Source organism: Amycolatopsis sp. NPDC114503 (assembly GCF_055633655.1).
The window spans coordinates 664,260-680,829 of record NZ_JBVKDT010000003.1 but is presented as its reverse complement, the minus strand read 5'-3'; the positions used below and the strand labels follow the sequence as shown (position 1 = coordinate 680,829).

Here is a 16,570-nt window from a genome sequence, read left to right as displayed (position 1 = left end):
ATGACCACGAAACCGCGGTTCGGCATCATGACCGCGCCGATGCAGACCACGTACGCCTCGCTGCAGCGGGTTTGGCGGGAAGCGGACGAGATCCCGTCCATCGAGCACGCCTGGCTGTTCGACCACCTCCTGCCGATCGCGGGCGAACTGGACGGGCCGATTTTCGAGGGCTGGACACTGCTTTCGGCCCTTGCCGCGCAGACCGGGCGGCTGCGGCTCGGGCTTTTGGTGACCAGCAACCGGTTCCGCCCGCCTGCGATGCTGGCGAAGATCGCCGCGACCGTCGACGTCGTGTCCGGCGGACGGCTCGATTTCGGGCTCGGCGTCGGCTCCCTGCCGAGCCACCCGCTGGCTCGCCGGGAGTACGAAGCGCATGGCCTGCCGTATCTGGACACCGCCGACGCGGTGGGCCGGTTCGCCGAGGCGTGCACGGTGATCCGCAGGCTGTGGACGGAGGACAAGCCGTTCGATTTCGCCGGCGAGCACGTTCAGCTGACCGGCGCGTTCGGCAACCCGAAGCCGGTGCAGAGCCCGCACCCGCCGTTCGTCATCGGCGGCCGGGCCCGCGCGACGCTGCGGGTGGTCGCCGAGCACGCCGACGTCTGGAACATCCCCGGCGGGGACATCGCCGACGCCGTCGAACGCAACGCGATGCTCGACGGGTACTGCGCGGAAATCGGCCGCGATCCGGCGGAGATCACGCGCTCGATCCACCTGCCGGTGTCCTACGACCAGCCTGCGCGCACGCGGGCGGCGATCGGGGAGGCGCTGGAAGCCGGGTTCAGCCATGTCGTGCTCGGGCTGCCCACGCCGTATCCGGCCGGCGTCGCGCGGTGGGTCGCGGACGAGCTGATCGCCGAGGCGGGGTAGCCGCTCTCAGCGGGCCGCTCGCTGGAGTCGGAGCTGGCCGATCTCCGCGACGTTCTTCATCAACTCGGCGTTCGCCCAGGCGATCAGGCGCCCGATGGTGCGCCAGGGGTCGCCTGCGGGCAGGAACGGGACGGAGGAGGCCAGGTCCGCGTCGGTGAGCCGGTCGAGTGCGGCAAGCCAGTCCGTGCGCAGGCCGCGGAGCCAGGCGACGGCGGTCCGCTCCGGTGGTTCGAGGCCGCGGACCTGGTCGAGGGCACCGCTCCACCACCAGCCGAGGTGCCAGGCGGCCGTGGCGCCGGGACGGGATCGGGCTCGCTGTCGGCGAAGTCCAGCGTCCAGGTTCCGTCTTCGGCCTGGTGCATCGTCCAGCACAGCGCGGCGGAGATCGAGTTTTCCGCGCACTCCTGCCGCTGCGGCCGGACGGGCGAAGCCCCCGCCTTCCGATGGTCGACCGGAGGGGAGCCGCCGTGCCAAGATGACGCGCCTGAACGAGAAGGGGGCTCGGCAGTGGTGCTTGAGCAGGACGTGAACACGGCGGGACGGGTCCGGCGGGTGGCGCTCGCCAGCGCGATCGGGACGACCATCGAGTGGTACGACTACTTCGCCTACAGCACGGCGACCGCCTTGGTATTCAACAAGCTTTTCTTCCCGTCGTTGTCTCCGTCGTCCGGCACGCTCGCCGCGTTCGCGACGCTCGGCGTGGGATTCGTCGCGCGGCCGCTGGGCGGGATCGTCTGGGGCCACTTCGGCGACCGCGTGGGGCGCAAGGCGATGCTGGTCGCCTCGCTGGTGCTGATGGGGCTCGCGACCGCGGGTGTCGGCGTGTTGCCGACGTATCACCAGGCGGGCGTGATCGCGCCGATCCTGCTCGTCGTTCTCCGCGTCCTGCAAGGGATTTCGGCCGGCGGCGAGTGGGGCGGCGCGGCGCTGATGGCGGTCGAGCACGCTCCGGAAGGCAAGCGCGGCCGGTACGGATCTTTCTCGCAGATCGGCGTTCCGGCCGGGCTGATCCTGGCGCAGCTCGTGTTCTTCCTGGTGAACAACTCGCTGTCGCCGGATCAGTTCCGGTCGTGGGGCTGGCGGATCCCGTTCCTGGTCAGCCTCGTGCTGGTGGCGGTCGGGCTGGTGATCCGGCTGCGCGTGGAGGAAAGCCCGGTGTTCGCGAAGCTGCGCAGCACCGGCGAGCGCAGCAAGCTGCCGATCGTGGAGGTGCTGCGCGCGCGGCCGAAGCAGGTGCTCGCCGCCGCGGTCAGCTTCATCGCGAACACCGCGCTCGGCTACATTTTCTTCGCTTACCTGCTGTCGTACGGCACCTCGGTGCTGAAGCTGTCCAGCACGACGATGCTGGTCGTGGTGATCGTCGGCAGCGTCGTGTGGCTGGCGAGCATCGTCGCGGCGGCGATCTGGTCGGACTCGGCCGGGCGGAAACCGGTCTATCTCGCGGGTTCCGTGCTGCTGGTGGTCTGGTCGATCCCGTTCTTCCTGCTCGTGGACACCGCGCAGCCGTGGCTGCTGATCGTCGCGGTGGTGGTGCTGAACATCGGCCTCGGCGCGACGTACGGCCCGCAGTCGGCGCTGTTCTCGGAGCTGTTCGAATCCCGGTTCCGCTACAGCGGATCGTCGTTCGCCTACGCCGTCGGCGCGGTGCTCGGCGGCGGATTCGCGCCGCTGATCGCGACCGCGTTGCAGACTTCGACCGGGACGTCGCTGTCGGTCTCGCTCTACATGGTGGGCGTCGGCGCGCTCAGTCTCCTTGCCGTGCTGACGTTCCCGCGCAAGCCGCTCGTGCCGGTCACAGGAGAGTGAGCGGCACCGCGTCGGCCATCCTCTGGTACCCGGCGTCGCTCGGGTGCAGGTGGTCGCCGGAGTCGTAGGCGGGGAGCATCGCGAGCGGGTCGGCGGGATCGCGCACGGCCGCGTCGAAGTCGACGACGCCGTCGTAGATCCCGCTGGTCCGGATGAAGGAGTTCACCGCTTGGCGGGTCTTCTCCAGCGTCGGGTCGTAGACCTTCCAGCCCTTGAACGGCGTCAGCGTGCCGCCGATGACCCGGATGCCCCGCGCCTTGGCCTGCGCGACGATCTGCCGCAGAGCCGAGACGATCATCGCCGGATCGGTCTGGTGCGGGTTCTGCTGGATGTCGTTGATGCCTTCGAGCACGATCAGCGTGCGGACGTCGCCGCTGCTCAGCACGTCGTCGGCGAGCCGGGCGAGCGCGTTGCGGCCGGAGGTGCCGCCGTCGAGAAGGAGCCGGTTGCCGCTGATCCCGGCGTTGAGCACGCCGAGCTGTCCGTGCAGCCGGTCGCTCAGCTTGTCCGGCCAGCGCCGGTTCGCGCCGGGCGTGGAGTGCGAGCCGTCGGTGATCGAATCGCCGAGCGTCACGACCGTGCCGCGCGCGGGTCCGCGGACGTCGACTTCGCTGACGTAGTGCCACACGGCGGTTTGCTCGGTGAACGACGCGCCGGATTCCTCGCCCGCGAAGTCGCCGGCGCGGGTGAAGAACGACGTCTGCTGGGCGAGCGGATGGTAGGTGACCGGGCCGGACGGCGTGGGCACGTAGGTGGTCACCAGCAGGTCGGCGTCGGCCGGAACGCGCAGCCACGCCGGGTCGCTCAGCACCTCGGCTCCCGGCGGAACGACCACTGTGGACTGTCCGCCGAAGGTCAGCGTGCGCATGGTGCCGCTGGCGGCGCGCGGACCGTCGGCGGCGACGGCGAGCGTCACGTGGCCGAGGGTGAGGGGTGCGGTGCCGAAGGTGTTGGAAAGCCTTACCCTGGCCTGATTTCCGCCCGCGCTGGTGTGCACGACGTTGCGGATCGAGTAGTTCGGATACCCCTGCGGCGTGTTCGCCACCGCGGCCGCGGGCGCCGCCGCCCACGTGCCGACCCAGCCGTGCGCGGCCAGGTCGCCCTCGGCGCTGCCGGAAGCGGTGACCGCGCCGAGCGTGAGCACGGCGGCCGTGCCGAGAGCCAGGATCCGTTTCATGGAGACACTGTGCGCGCGCCCGGGCGGCACGGCAGCCGCGGTCCCGGTCATCGGGTCGACAAAAAACCGGACAGGTTTTGCCGCCGGACGGGGGATACGGCGGTGGTGTGCCGGCCTCGACGGGGCGACCATGGAGTGATGACAGAATCACAGTGGGTATCGCTATCCGGAAGCCTGCGTCCCGCGCTGTCCGAGGCCGAGGTGCTCGGCCCGCTCGACGCGGACGCCACCGTCACCGCGACCGTCGTGCTGCGGCGGCGCGCCGATCTCAACGTCGCCGCGCTGAGCGAGCCGCTCGCTCCCGCGGACCTCGCCGAGCGCTACGGGGCCACCGCCGACGATCTCGACCTGGTGCGCACCGTCCTCACCGACGCCGGGCTCACCGTCACCGACGCGCACGCCGGCTCGCGCCGCGTCTCGGTCCGCGGCCCGGCGCGCGCAATGACAGCCGCGTTCAAGACCGAGCTGAACCGGGTCCGTCACGGCGAGACCGGCGAATTCGCCGCGCGCAGCGGGGAACTGGAAGTGCCTGCCGCGCTCGGGGACGTCGTGGTCGCCGTGCTCGGCCTGGACGAACGGCCGCAGGCGCGGGCGCAGTTCCGGCTGCACAAGCAAGCCGCCGCGAAGGGGTACACGCCGGACCAGGTCGGGCAGCTGTACGGGTTCCCGGCCGACGCCGACGGCACCGGCCAGACCGTCGCGGTGATCGAACTCGGCGGCGGGTACAAGCCCGACGACCTCAAGAAGTACTTCTCGGGCTTGAAGATCACCGAACCGAAGATCACCGCGGCCGGGGTCGACGGCGGCAAGAACGCGCCGACCGGCGACCCGAATTCGGCCGACGGCGAGGTGGCGCTGGACGTCGAGGTCATCGGTGCGCTCGCGCCGGGGGCCGCGCAGGTCGTGTACTTCGCGCCGAACACCGACCAGGGCTTCCTGGACGCGGTGAGCACCGCGGTGCACGCCACGCCGACCCCGGTAGCGGTCAGCATCAGCTGGGGCCAGTCCGAGGACCAGTGGACGCCGCAGGCCCGCACCGCGATGGACCAGGCGTTCGCCGACGCCGCCGCGCTCGGCGTGACGGTCTGCTGCGCGTCCGGCGACAACGGCAGCGCCGACGGGCAGACCGACGGGGCGCAGCACGTCGATTTCCCGGCGTCGAGCCCGCACGCGCTCGCCTGCGGCGGCACCAAACTCGACGGCACCCCACCGTCCACAGTGAACTCCGAGACGGTCTGGAACACCTCCGGAGGCGGCGCGACCGGCGGCGGCGTGAGCGACGCTTTCCCGGTGCCGGACTTCCAGAAGGCCGCGGGCGTGCCGACGCGAGCGGGCGACGGAAAACCCGGCCGCGGCGTCCCGGACGTGGCCGGCAACGCGGATCCGTCGACGGGGTACGAGGTTCTCGTCGACGGACAGCAGATCGTGGTCGGCGGCACGAGCGCGGTTTCGCCGTTGTGGTCGGCGTTGCTGGCCAGGCTGGCGCAGCTGTCCGGGCGCGGATTCGGGCTGGTGCACAGCAAGCTCTACGCCGGGGTCGGCGCGGGCAAGGCGCAGCCGGGGTTCCGCGACATCACCGAGGGCGGCAACGGCGCGTACTCGGCCGCCGCCGGATGGGACGCGTGCACCGGGCTCGGGGTGCCCGACGGTGCGGCGCTGCACCAGGTTCTCGGCGGTAAAAAGTCCTGAATGGACAGTCAGGGCGCGGTGCCGAATTCCTTCCGGATCCTCGGAAGAACCTCGGCCCCGAGCAGTTCGATCGCTTTCATGACCTTGCGGTGCGGCACGCCGGACCAGTCCATCTGCATGGCGTAGCGGTCGGCCCCGGTGAGTTTCCCGACGGCGATCAGCCGGTCGGCCACCTCGTCGGGGCTGCCGACGAACAGCGCGGCCGCGTCCCGCGTGTACTCGTCGTACTCCGCGCGGGCCGGGATCCGCCAGCCGCGGGCCCGCGCGCCGTACTTCATCGTTTCCAGCCAGTACGGGTAGAAACTCTCCTTGGCGTCCTGCGAATTCTCCGCGACGAGACCGATCGCGCTCATCGTGACGTGCAGGTCGCCGGGGGAGTGCCCGCCCGCTTCGCCCGCTCGGCGGTAGACGTCCACGAGCGGCGCGAACCGCTCCGGCTCGCCGCCGATCACCGCGTACACCACGGGCAGGCCGAGCAGCCCGGCGCGCACCGACGACTCCGGATGCCCGCCGGTGCCGACCGAGATCCGCAGCCGCCGCCCGTACGGACGCGGGTAGACGTGCGCGTCTGTCAGCGGCGGCCGGAACCGGCCGGACCAGGTGATCGGATCCTCGCGGTCGAGTCGCAGCAGCAGGGCGAGCTTCTCCTCGAACAGCTCGTCGTACTCGGCGAGGTCGGCTCCGAAGAGCGGGAACGACTCGGTGAACGAACCGCGCCCGGCGAGCAGTTCCGCCCGGCCGCGGCTGAGCTGGTCCAGCGTCGTGAACTGCTGGTACACCCGCACCGGGTCCTCGGTGGAGAGCACGGTGACCGCGCTGGAGAGCGTGATCCGCTCGGTGACGCTCGCCGCGGCGGCCAGCACGGTCGCCGGGTTCGAGATCGCGAACTGCTCCAGATGGTGCTCGCCGAGGCCGTAGAACCCGAGGCCGAGCTCGTCGGCGAGCCGGATCCGCTCCAGCGTTTCGGCCAGCCGCCGCGCGACCGGGACCTGTTCGCCGGTCACCGGGTCGGCGGGCCGGTCGCCGAAGCTGTAGATGCCGAGTTCCATCGCCGCACTTCCTCGTCGTCGCCCGCCGACGATACCGGTTGTTGACGCGTCATCGTCGCAACCTTCCGGCCCGCTCGCCCGTAGAGCACAGGGGAACGAACGGCGGGAGCGGACGGATGCGCGGGAAGATCGTCGCGATGGTGCTGGCCGGGGCGGCCGCGGTCGCGGCCGGGTGCGGGGTGCAGGCGGAACCGGAGGCGGCCGGACAGCCTCTGGCGCCGCAGCCCGAACTGCCCGTGCCGCGGGCCGCGCACGCCTCGCCGAGCCCGCCGTGCTCAGTGGAGACCGGCGCGTGCGCCAGCCTCTCGCTGCGGCGAGCGTGGCTGCTGGAGAACGGCGCGGTGGTGCGCTCGGTCCCGATGGAGCCGGGCGCCCCCAGCCAGCCGACGCCGACCGGGACGTTCAAAGTGGCGTGGAAGGACCGCGTGCACCGCAGCGACGAGTACGGCGACGACATGCCGAACTCGGTCTTCTTCGCCGCGGGCGGCATCGCCTTCCACGCCGGGCCGCTCGACCGTCCGTCGCACGGCTGCCTCCACCTGACCGAGGAGGATTCGGCGCTGTTCTTCGACCGCCTTCCGGTGGGAGCCGAGGTGGAAGTGCGCGGCTGACCGGCGGTTCAGCCCGGCTGGCCGATGTTGACCATCCAGGAGATGCCGAACCGGTCGGTGCAGGCGCCGAATTCGTCGCCCCACATCTGCTTCTCCAGCGGAACCGTCACCGTTCCGCCGTCGGACAGCTTTTCCCAGCAGCCGCGCAGCAGGTCGCCGTCGTCGCCGCTGAGGCTGATCGAGATGTTCGTGCCCGGGTTGTGCTCCATGCCGGGCGGGACGTCGGAGGCCATGAGCGTGAACCCGTTGCCGCCCTCCAGCATCGCGTGCATGACGTTGTCCGCGTTGCCGGCCTCCGCGGGTGCGCCGGCCTCCCCGTAGGTGTTCAGCGCCAAGTCGCCGCCGAACACGCCGTGGTAGTACTCCATCGCCTCGCGCGCGTTGCCCGCGAAGCTGATGTACGGGTTGAGTCTCGAGGCCATCGGGCCCTCCTCAAGTGATGGACGGGCTCGAATCGTCGCAGATCCGCGAGGGTGCGACAACGGGGTCAAGCCCGGTCGGGCGACCCCCGTCGCGGGCATGCTCAGGGGTCGCCGGTGAGTTTGCCGCGCAGTTGTTCGAGCGTTTGCGACAGCAGCCGGGACACGTGCATCTGGGAGATCCCGACCTGCTCGGCGATCTGCGTCTGGGTGAGGCCGCCGAAGAACCGCATCACCAGGATCGCGCGCTCCCGCTTGGGCAGTTCGCGCAGCAGAGGCTGCAGGGCCTCGTGGTTCTCGATGTGCTCGATCTCCGGGTCGTCGCTGCCGAGTGTGTCGGCGAGCAGCAGCGGCTCGGCGTCGTCGTGCACCGGCTTGTCGACGGACAGGGTCTGGTACGCGTGGCCCGCGACGAGCCCTTCGTGGACCTCGGAGAGCTCGAGGCCGAGGTGCTCGGCGAGCTCGGTGGGCGTCGGCGCGCGGCCGAGCGTCTGCGACAGCGTGCCCGACCCGCGGCTGAGCGCGAGGTGCAGTTCCTTGAGCCGCCGCGGCACGCGCACCGACCAGCCGGTGTCGCGGAAGTACCGGCGGATCTCGCCCATGATCGTCGGCACGGCGAAGGACAGGAAGTCCGGGCCGCGGTCCGGCGTGAACCGGTCGATCGCGTTGATCAGCCCGATCCGGGCGACCTGGACGAGATCCTCGCGGGGTTCGCCGCGCCCGGTGAACCGGGTGGCGATGTGCTCGGCGACGGGCAGGAATTCGGTGACGAGCTGTTCGCGCAGCCTCGGCCGCCGCCCGTCGTCGGCGGGCAGGGCGGCGAGCTCCTCGAACAGCGGCGCGGTGTGCGCGTATTCGTCGCGGTGGCGGATGACCGGCGGCTGGTTCACCCGCTCGCCTCCCGGTGCAGGTCGAGGTCGAGGGTCAGCGCGTACCCGTCTTCGGCGGGGTCCGGCACGCAGCGCGCCGACACGTTCGAGGCCAGCGTGGTCAGCACGTGCCAGCCGAAACTTCGCTCGCTCGGCGGCTCGGGATGGCGCGTGCGGGTCTTGACGCCGAACCGGATCCCGTCGGGCGAGACGGTGAACTGGCAGGTCATCGCCGCGCCGGGGGCCGCCGTCGACACGACCTGGGCACACGCCTCGTCGACGGCCATCTTGGCGTCGGCGATCGCGTCGAGCCCGTAATCGGCCCGCGCGGCGACAGCCTGCGCGAGCATGCGGACAAGCGGGATCTGATACGTCTCCGCGGGAAGCCGCAGCTCGATCACCTCGTCGAGCAAACGGTCCACGGCTGGCATGCCGCCGCTGGCGCGGCCGCCGGGTCCCTCGTCGTTCATGGCTCCGGCATACCCAGGCGCGGTGCGATCGACACGTGCGGAGGGGTTCCCGAATTGTGCGCAGGGGCACGTTTGCGGCAGCGTTCTCCTGGACCGCGGCGCCGTCTCCGCGGCTCAGGTGCGTGAATCCGCGGTGAGGCAGACGGCGATTTCGCGTGACAAACCGGCGGGCGTTGGGTAGTCAGCAGGGAGAACCTTTTCGGAAGCGGGGTGACCCCCATGGTGCAGGTGCGGGTGCAGGGGCTGGCCGTGGTGGCGCAGGAGTCGGCGCCGGTCGTGCTGCTGCGCGAGGAATCCGGCTCGCGCCGGTGGCTCGCCATCACCATCGGCGCGCCGGAAGCGCAGGAACTGGCCGCCGCACAGGAACAGGTCGTGTCGGCGAGGCCTGGGACGGTCGAGCTGATCATCGAGGTGCTGGCGGCGCTGGGCCAGCGCGTCGAACGGGTCGAGATCACCCAGCTGCTGGACAGCATCTTCCACGCGGACCTCGTCCTGACCGGCGGCGTGCGAGTTTCGGCCCGCCCGAGCGACGCGATCGCGATCGGGCTGCGGACCCACGCCCCGCTGGAGGTCGCGGAGGCGGTGCTGGACGAGGCGGCGGTCGACGTGACGGTGGCGGCGGGGGACGAGGCATCGCTCGGTTCGGCGCTCGAGGCCGCGGCGGATCTGGAGGAACCGGCGGAGGCCAACGAGGACGAGATCCGCCGGTTCCGGGATTTGCTGGACGATGTGAGCCCGGAGGATTTCCGGGATCCGGACGCCTGAGGCTCGATCTCGGTTTCGGGCTGGTTCGCTGGGGTTGGCGGCTGGGTTGGTGGGCGGAGCTTCGCTGTGGGGCTCGGTCGTTTTCTTGCTGGGACGCGGTGCGCGGCCGGGTGAGGTCAAGGGCGGGGGCCGTCTGGGGTCGTGAGTAATGCCGACCTGGCGGCCGTTCGGGTGGTGGCAGGAGGCTGCGGCTCCGTGCGGCTGCTGCGGCTTAGCGTGGCTGCTTCAGCAGGTTTGGGCTAGGCGCGGCTGCTGCGGCAGGATCCGGCTCGGTTGTGGGTGCAGCAACAGATCCGGCTTGGTGTGGTTGCTGCGGCGTGCTTCGGCTCGGTTGTGGGTGCAGCAACAGGTCTGGCTTGGCGTGGTTGCTCTGGCGCGCTTCGGCTCGGTGCGGCTTCAGCAGGGTGGGCTCGGTGGTGACTGCGGCAGGCCAGCCGAGGCGGACGAGTTCCGCCTTCCGCGCCGGGCTGCGGCCCCGTTCGGCGGGTTTGTCCGAGCTCGTGCCGCCGGTCGCTGTCCGCAGTGTCCTCAGTGGACGGTCAAGCCTTCTCGGCCGGGCGGGGCAGCGGGATCTCGGTGAGCCCCTCCGCGGCTCCGGAGCGTGCGCAGTCCAGGGGGAAGAGCGAGAGCAAACGCCGAACCGTCGGCGCGGTGCCAGGGTCGACGTAAAAGTCGGTTTCCGCCCCCGCGGCGAGCAGTTTCAACCGGATCAGGACGCGAAGCCCGGCGACGCCGAGGAAGGTCGTGCGGCGAAGGTCGACGATCACCAGGCTGACCGTGCTGCGCAGCCTGGACTCGACAACCTCGGCCAGCCGCGGCGCGGTGGCGAGGTCAACCTCCCCGGCAACCTCGACGACGGCTGTCCCCGGCGCGGGGTGGCGGACGCGCAGCCGGAGCATCCCCGTCGGATCCGGCGAGGGCATGGCGGTCAGTCGTGCACTGTGCGCGGCGGTCATCACGGCACTCTCTCTGAGCCGCGCACAGGGCTGCGGCGGAATGCCGGACCGGCCGGGCACCGGGCATCCCGGCGCGCGGGACGAAATCACGGTGGCTGGAGGCTCAACCACCCTCCACGGTAGCTCGCCACCGCCGCACAGGGAAGCCGCCGAAGGGGGACAGACGGCAATCTGCCGCTCCGGGAGACAGGCTGCCGCTGGCGGGGGCGGGCACGGCCGGGTGGTTGTTGAACGATCAGACGACCGTGGGGGAGGGCGACGCTGCGCGCGTCGAAAACGGGGCGGGCGAAGGACAATCCGGTCGGGTGGGGGCGTCCTCCTGGCGTGCGGGAGAGGACTGCTGCGGTGGGATGGGGGAAGCGGCTGTGAGAGGTGCAGGTGAAGAAAAATCAGGCCCAGTCGCGAGGGGTCGGAGATCCGTTGCCCGGGAAAGCTGTGGCGGCGAGATAGGTGCTGCCCGGCCCGATCGAGCTTCGACGGCGGGCGCTGGTCCGGCACACAGGGACCGCGTCAGGACGGCGCTGGTGCTGACTGCGCGGCCGAATCTGCCCGGCCCCCTCCATCCGCTCCCAGTCACCTCCGTCCAGCCGTCCTCGGCCATGCCCTCCCGAGCGCCCTCGGCCACCACTCGCAGCCGACCTTAACCACCTCCGCCCAGGCCCGGCTCCGGCCGCCACAAGCGAAATCCCCGGGCGAACCCCGAACCCCTCCTAGCCTCCGATCCGAGGAGGCCCGGCATCCACGACGGTCAGCGAAAGCTCCAGCGGATCGAAGTGGATCAGCGATTCCATCCACCACGTCATCCCCGCCTCGGCAAGCGCCGCGAGGTCCACTCCGCTCGGGTCCTCCCACGCCGGGCTGGCGTTCCCCGAGACCGCGACGTCGTAAGGGCGGTCCGCCGGCCGGACTTGGGCGACCAGGCCGGCCAACGCCGAGGGCGAGGGCGGCTGAGGACCGGGGTTCGGGAAGATCCCGTCGCTCGCGGCGGCGCGGTGCAGGACCCGCGGGTGCTGCGTCATGCTGGCCGTCCACACCGGAATGCGGTACGGCTCGGGGTCGGCGGCGTCCAGGTTCACCTGGTAGTGCTGCCCCTGGCGCTCAACGGTTTCCCCCGCCCACATCGCGCGGACGATCTCCAGCGCCTCGTCGGTCCGGGACGACAAAGCGCCGGGCGAGGACGGGTCGCCGAACCGGCTGAAGTCGCCCGTTTCGTCGGAGCCGATGCCGGTTCCCAGGATCAGCCGACCGCGGGAAAGTCGCGCGACGGTGGCGGCCTGGCGGGCCAGGACCCACGGACGGCGGCGGCTCGGCGGCGTGACCATCGGGCCCAGCGACACCCGGCTCGTCGCCTGCGCGATGGCGGCGAGGGTGGTCCAGGTGTCCGCGATCGGCGGCATCGCGGGCACCACGTGGTCCCACAGGAACACCCCGTCCCAGCCGGCGGCTTCGGCTCGGACCGCCAGGTCGACCAGCGCTGCCGGGTCGCCGAGCGGGCCGAAAGGCGGCAGGTAGAGGCCGTAGCGGACGTGGTCTGGCATGGACATCCCCCTCCGGATCGGTCGAAGCCGACCGTACCGGGACGCACCGACAAAAAACGGCCCGAGATCTTCTTCCGGCCTCCGCCGTTCGGACGTTGCCGGGCAACGGGACCCTAGGTTACGGTGACCTATGTGTGGACCGACGTGCTCCTGCTCGCGAAGCTCGCCGAGCGGCCGTGGCACGGGTACGAGCTGCGCAAGCAGGTCGAGGAATCCAGCGGTCGGGCGCTGTCGAACAACTCGCTCTATCCCGCCCTGCGACGGTTCGCCGAGGCAGGCGCGGTGACCCGGACCGCCGAGCCGCAGGAGGGGCGGCCGCCGCGGCACGTTTACACGATCACCGACGTCGGGCGGGAACTGCTGCACGATCTGCTCGCCGATCTGCCGCCGGAGCTGGCCGGCGATCCGGCCGAGTTTCTGGCGCGGCTGGCCGGGTTCGGCAGGCTCGCCCCGGAGGAACGGCTGCGGGTGCTCGACGCACGCGAGGCCGCCGTCGCGGCGCAGCGGGACCGGCTGGCGAAGCTCGGCGCGGGGCAGACCGACCCGTGGAGCAGGCTCGTGCTGGCCGAGGTCCAGCGCCGCGCGGAGAACGAACAGGACTGGCTCGCGTCGTTGCGCACGCGGGCGGGCTGACCCGAGGAGGACCCGAATGCCCACCCCCACCCAGCTGCCGTTCGCGAGGCCGAACGTCCTGGACATCGCGCCGCTGTACGAAGTCCTGCGCCGCGAGGGCCCGATCGCCCCGGTGACGACCCCGGCGGGCGACCCGGCCTGGCTCGTCACCGCCTACGAGCAGGCGCGGGAAGTGTTCGCGGACAACCGGTTCGGCCGTTCCCACCCGCATCCCGAGGACGCCTCGGCGGTCTCCGACGCCGCGGTGCTGAACGGCCCGCAGGGCGATTTCGAGACCGAGCAGCAGGAGCACGCCCGGCTGCGCCGCCTGCTGGTCCCGGCGTTCTCGGCGAACCGGATGCGCCGCCTCGGCAGCCGGATCCAGGAACTCGCCGACCGGTGTCTCGACGGGATGGAAGCCGCGGGCTCGCCGGCGAATCTGCACGAGCATCTGTCGTTCCCCTTGCCGGTGCTGGTGATCTGCGAACTTCTCGGTGTCCCGTACTCCGACCGGGAGAAGTTCCGCGACCTGTCCGACCGCATCGGGGTGCTCGACAGCGGCGGCGACGCCGAGGTGGCGATGACCGAGTTCAGCGCCTACATGTCCGGCCTCGCCGACGCGAAACGCGCGAACCCTGGCCAGGACGTGGTTTCGGACCTGGTCGCCGCGCAGGCCGACGACCCGACGTTCACCGACGACGACCTCGGCAGGCTCTCCGCCGGACTGCTGTTCGCCGGCCACGAGACCACGTCGAACCGGATCGACCTCGGCGTGCTGTTCCTGCTCACCGACCTCGCCCGCCGAGACGCGCTGGCCGCCGACCCGGAAGGGCGCGTGCACGCCACCGTCGAGGAAATCCTGCGGATGTCCGCGCCGGGCGGGCTCGGGCTGCTCCGGTACGCGCACGAGGACGTGGAAATCGGCGGCGTTCGCATCCCGCGCGGCGACGCGGTGATGATCTCGACCGCCTCGGCCAACCGCGACCCGTCGGTGTTCGCGGAGGCGCACGAGTTCGACGCGGACCGCAAACCCAACTCCCACATCGCTTTCGGCTACGGCGGTTACTTCTGCATCGGCGCGAGCCTTGCGCGCACGGAGTTGCGCGTGGTGTTCACGACGTTGTTCCGCCGCTTCCCGAATCTGCGGCTGGCCGTGCCCGCGGACGAGCTGGAAGTGCGGGCGAACCGGTTGACGGGCGGGGTTTCGCAGGTGCCGGTCGTGTGGTGAGGCAGGCGCGGGTCGCGCTCACAAGGACTCGATCGTGGCAGTCCCGGTGTTGACGAACGGATGCGTGGCACTCACGGTGATCGTCCCCGGAGTGCCGCGCATCGACCGGATCCACACCGCCGCGGCGCCGCCGAGCGCGCCGAAATCCAGGTAAGGGTCGCCGATCAGCACACCGGGACCCTTCACAGCGACGGCCAGCACCCCGCGCGCGTGCGGACGCGGTGCGCCGTAACGGTCGAGCGAGCGCAGAGCGACCCGGGTGGTGTCCGCGCCGTCGGCGACGAGCTGGTCGTCGTCGGCGGTCACCGCGATGGTGTCGTACGCCGGATCCGCGCTGAATCGCCTGCGCAGCACGGTTTGCCCGCCGATCCGGCCCTCGATCGCCAGTTCCGGGCGCGCCCGGCCGTCCACCCGCAGATCCACCGGGAACGGCGGGTACGCCAGATGCGGGAACCGCGCGCGATCCGGCCGCACGGTGACCGGGCGCTTGCCCGCGACGGTCACCACCAGCACCTCGCAGTTCGACCAGACGATCGCGTCGCGGCCCGGTCCGCCCGGCGGCGAGCCGGGGCCGAAATCCCAGTAGAAGGCCGGTTCGATCACCGCGCCGCGGGACGGATCGCGTTGCGCCCGGTAGAACGCCGCGCCCAGTTTGGGGATGCGGAAGAAGTCCATCACGCCGGGGTATTTCACGCCGCGATAGTGGTGATACCAGCCGGAAGGATAGTCGAACCCGCACCAGCCGAGCAGGCCGCTGTAGCGCGGATCGGACGCGGCGTGGTCGTGCACCGAGGCGTGCAGCATGCTCTGTTCCCGTTGCACCGCAAGGGAATCCGTCCGCCGGAAGTACGCTGAACCGACGAGCGTGCCGATCGCTTCGCTGACCAGGTAAGGAACTCCGCGGCGCGGCGGGCGAAGCGGGGGAGGGGAACCTGGCGGACGGGGACGGCTGTAGTCGTTGAAGGAGAACACCCCGCCGGCCGCTTTCACCGGGTACAGCGGCGAAACGTAGCCGCGTTCGCCCGCGACGGCGCCGGTGCACGGCCGCATCGGGTCGAGTTCCGCGGCGAGCTGGTCCGTCCGCCCGTACAGCGCGTATTGGCCGAGTGTCTCGTTCACCCGGGTGCCCCATACGATGATCGACGGATGGTTGCGGTCGCGGACGATCATGTCGTGCACGTCGCGCACCGCCAGCTCCTGCCACGCGGTGTCGCCGACGTGATCCCAGCCCGGCAGTTCCTCCCACACCAGGACGCCGAGTTCGTCGCAGGCGTCGAGAAACGCCGTGGCCTGCGGATAATGCGAGCAACGCACCATCGTGCAGTTCAGTTCTTCTTTCAGCAGCTGAGCGTCACGGCGCTGCACCCGGTCCGGCATCGCGCCGCCGACGAACGGGTACCACTGGTGCCGGTTGAGCCCGAACAGCTTGAGCGGCTTCCCGTTCAGCCGGAAACCGTCCACAGTGAACTGAGCGTCGCGCAGCCCGGTTCGCACCGGATACGTGTGCACCTTCCGGCCGTCGACCGCGAGCGTGACGAGGATGTCGCACAACGCCGGGTCGTCCAGATCCCACAGCTGGACCGCTTCCAGGTCTTGCAGCGACACCGTGACCTCGGTGTTTCCCTTCGGCAGTCCGGTGAGATCGGTATACGACGACGCGATCTCGCCGCCGTGCTGACTGAGCGCGGCGGTGAGTCGAACCGGGCCTTTGACCGGCTTCGCCGAATCCACTGTGCAGTGCAGCAGCACCTCGCGATTCGGCGTCAGCACGGCGATCTGCTGCGCGTACACATCGGACAGATAGGTCTGCGGCACGCCAGTGAGCCGGACTTCGCGGTACAACCCGGCCGGCTGGTAGAAGTCGATGGCTGTCGGGTTCGGGAACTCCGGCAGATCCGGCGGCGTGTTCTGCTGCCAGCGGCCGTCGACGACCACGGCGAGCACGTTGTCCTTGTCGGTCAGCAGACCGGTGACCTCGCAGCGCAGCGGCAGGTAACCACCGCTGCGCACGGCGACGCGGCGGCCGTTGAGGTACACCGTCGCGGCGCTGAGCACGCCGTCGAACTGCAGGAACGCCCGGTTCCGGCGCAGCTGTGCGGGCGCGAGGAAATGCTGCCGGTACACCCAGACGTGCTGCCAGTCCGACGGATCCCAGTCCTGCCAGGACAGCGGAACGACGCAGTGCGGCACCGAAACGAGCGCCATCTCGGCGTCGTCGAAGTCCGGATCGGTGCTGCCGGGCACGAACGGGCCGAACAGCCAGTCCGCGCCGAACCCGTCCCGCGCCGCCGGGGGCGCGGGACGGGAAAGCGCGGCGGCGAGCGCGCCCGAACCGGCGATCGCCGCGCCGGCCCCCAGCAGGAAACCTCGCCGGGGGTGCGCGGCGAACCAGGGGGCCCGCCCGGACTGCTTGCCCGTCATCCCCGCCGGCGGGCAGTTCCGGGGCGGGGCGCGGACGAGCCGCCGGGAAGCGTCGCTGCCTGCATGGCGCGAGCTTACTTCCGCTCTTGT

At 71.1% G+C, this 16,570-nt stretch carries 16 protein-coding genes; 7 read left to right on the top strand and 9 right to left on the bottom strand.

The window, feature by feature from the left end:
* The gene (locus tag ACZ7OI_RS15715; RefSeq protein WP_470264889.1) at nucleotides 1-870 is read left to right on the top strand and encodes an LLM class flavin-dependent oxidoreductase; all 870 of its coding nucleotides are present in this window, start codon (nucleotides 1-3) and stop codon (nucleotides 868-870) included.
* Between the two features lie 6 nt (nucleotides 871-876).
* On the opposite strand, the gene ACZ7OI_RS15710 is transcribed toward ACZ7OI_RS15715, so the two are convergent.
* Nucleotides 877-1,272 (bottom strand): DinB family protein, encoded by a 396-nt coding sequence (locus ACZ7OI_RS15710; protein WP_470264888.1) that lies wholly within the window; start codon nucleotides 1,270-1,272, stop codon nucleotides 877-879.
* Nucleotides 1,273-1,377: 105 nt separating this feature from the next.
* Here ACZ7OI_RS15710 and ACZ7OI_RS15705 point away from each other — a divergent pair, with 105 nt between their 5' ends.
* Nucleotides 1,378-2,676: an MFS transporter gene (locus ACZ7OI_RS15705; RefSeq protein WP_470264887.1), complete on the top strand. Its 1,299-nt coding sequence runs from the start codon at nucleotides 1,378-1,380 to the stop codon at nucleotides 2,674-2,676.
* Here ACZ7OI_RS15705 and ACZ7OI_RS15700 read toward each other — a convergent pair.
* Nucleotides 2,663-3,853, bottom strand: a complete 1,191-nt coding sequence (locus ACZ7OI_RS15700; RefSeq protein ID WP_470264886.1) for an SGNH/GDSL hydrolase family protein — start codon at nucleotides 3,851-3,853, stop codon at nucleotides 2,663-2,665. The two genes, ACZ7OI_RS15705 and ACZ7OI_RS15700, sit on opposite strands and share 14 nt — an antisense overlap.
* A 138-nt stretch (nucleotides 3,854-3,991) precedes the next feature.
* On the opposite strand from ACZ7OI_RS15700, the gene ACZ7OI_RS15695 reads away from it, so the two are divergent.
* Nucleotides 3,992-5,542: a S53 family peptidase gene (locus ACZ7OI_RS15695; protein ID WP_470264885.1), complete on the top strand. Its 1,551-nt coding sequence runs from the start codon at nucleotides 3,992-3,994 to the stop codon at nucleotides 5,540-5,542.
* 8 nt (nucleotides 5,543-5,550) lie between these two features.
* Here the strand turns inward: ACZ7OI_RS15695 and ACZ7OI_RS15690 are convergent, their stop codons facing one another.
* Nucleotides 5,551-6,591, bottom strand: a complete 1,041-nt coding sequence (locus ACZ7OI_RS15690; protein WP_470264884.1) for an LLM class flavin-dependent oxidoreductase — start codon at nucleotides 6,589-6,591, stop codon at nucleotides 5,551-5,553.
* A gap of 116 nt (nucleotides 6,592-6,707) precedes the next feature.
* Here ACZ7OI_RS15690 and ACZ7OI_RS15685 point away from each other — a divergent pair, with 116 nt between their 5' ends.
* Nucleotides 6,708-7,202, top strand: a complete 495-nt coding sequence (locus ACZ7OI_RS15685) for a L,D-transpeptidase (protein WP_470264883.1) — start codon at nucleotides 6,708-6,710, stop codon at nucleotides 7,200-7,202.
* A gap of 8 nt (nucleotides 7,203-7,210) precedes the next feature.
* Here ACZ7OI_RS15685 and ACZ7OI_RS15680 read toward each other — a convergent pair whose 3' ends face one another.
* The 3 genes from ACZ7OI_RS15680 to ACZ7OI_RS15670 form a co-directional block, all read right to left on the bottom strand.
* Nucleotides 7,211-7,624, bottom strand: a complete 414-nt coding sequence (locus ACZ7OI_RS15680; protein ID WP_470264882.1) for a VOC family protein — start codon at nucleotides 7,622-7,624, stop codon at nucleotides 7,211-7,213.
* A gap of 101 nt (nucleotides 7,625-7,725) precedes the next feature.
* Entirely contained in the window at nucleotides 7,726-8,511 is a 786-nt protein-coding gene (locus ACZ7OI_RS15675; protein ID WP_470264881.1) for a SigB/SigF/SigG family RNA polymerase sigma factor, read from the bottom strand.
* Nucleotides 8,508-8,960, bottom strand: coding sequence for an ATP-binding protein (locus ACZ7OI_RS15670; RefSeq protein ID WP_470264880.1), 453 nt, complete (start codon nucleotides 8,958-8,960; stop codon nucleotides 8,508-8,510). Before ACZ7OI_RS15670 ends, ACZ7OI_RS15675 begins: the two co-directional genes overlap by 4 nt.
* A 219-nt stretch (nucleotides 8,961-9,179) precedes the next feature.
* Here ACZ7OI_RS15670 and ACZ7OI_RS15665 point away from each other — a divergent pair, with 219 nt between their 5' ends.
* On the top strand, nucleotides 9,180-9,725 hold the full coding sequence (locus ACZ7OI_RS15665; protein WP_470264879.1) for a bifunctional nuclease family protein: 546 nt from the start codon (nucleotides 9,180-9,182) through the stop codon (nucleotides 9,723-9,725).
* A gap of 539 nt (nucleotides 9,726-10,264) precedes the next feature.
* On the opposite strand, the gene ACZ7OI_RS15660 is transcribed toward ACZ7OI_RS15665, so the two are convergent.
* Nucleotides 10,265-10,681, bottom strand: a complete 417-nt coding sequence (locus tag ACZ7OI_RS15660; RefSeq protein WP_470264878.1) for an STAS domain-containing protein — start codon at nucleotides 10,679-10,681, stop codon at nucleotides 10,265-10,267.
* Between the two features lie 710 nt (nucleotides 10,682-11,391).
* The gene (locus ACZ7OI_RS15655; protein ID WP_470264877.1) at nucleotides 11,392-12,219 is read right to left on the bottom strand and encodes an LLM class flavin-dependent oxidoreductase; all 828 of its coding nucleotides are present in this window, start codon (nucleotides 12,217-12,219) and stop codon (nucleotides 11,392-11,394) included.
* A gap of 123 nt (nucleotides 12,220-12,342) precedes the next feature.
* Here ACZ7OI_RS15655 and ACZ7OI_RS15650 point away from each other — a divergent pair, with 123 nt between their 5' ends.
* Together ACZ7OI_RS15650 and ACZ7OI_RS15645 are read left to right on the top strand one after the other, a co-directional pair.
* Complete coding sequence (locus ACZ7OI_RS15650) at nucleotides 12,343-12,852, top strand: PadR family transcriptional regulator (protein WP_370936583.1); 510 nt, start codon at nucleotides 12,343-12,345, stop codon at nucleotides 12,850-12,852.
* A 16-nt stretch (nucleotides 12,853-12,868) separates the two neighbouring features.
* The gene (locus ACZ7OI_RS15645) at nucleotides 12,869-14,059 is read left to right on the top strand and encodes a cytochrome P450 (RefSeq protein ID WP_470264876.1); all 1,191 of its coding nucleotides are present in this window, start codon (nucleotides 12,869-12,871) and stop codon (nucleotides 14,057-14,059) included.
* 18 nt (nucleotides 14,060-14,077) lie between these two features.
* On the opposite strand, the gene ACZ7OI_RS15640 is transcribed toward ACZ7OI_RS15645, so the two are convergent.
* On the bottom strand, nucleotides 14,078-16,480 hold the full coding sequence (locus ACZ7OI_RS15640; RefSeq protein ID WP_470264875.1) for a glycoside hydrolase family 2 protein: 2,403 nt from the start codon (nucleotides 16,478-16,480) through the stop codon (nucleotides 14,078-14,080).
* Nucleotides 16,481-16,570: the final 90 nt, after the last annotated feature.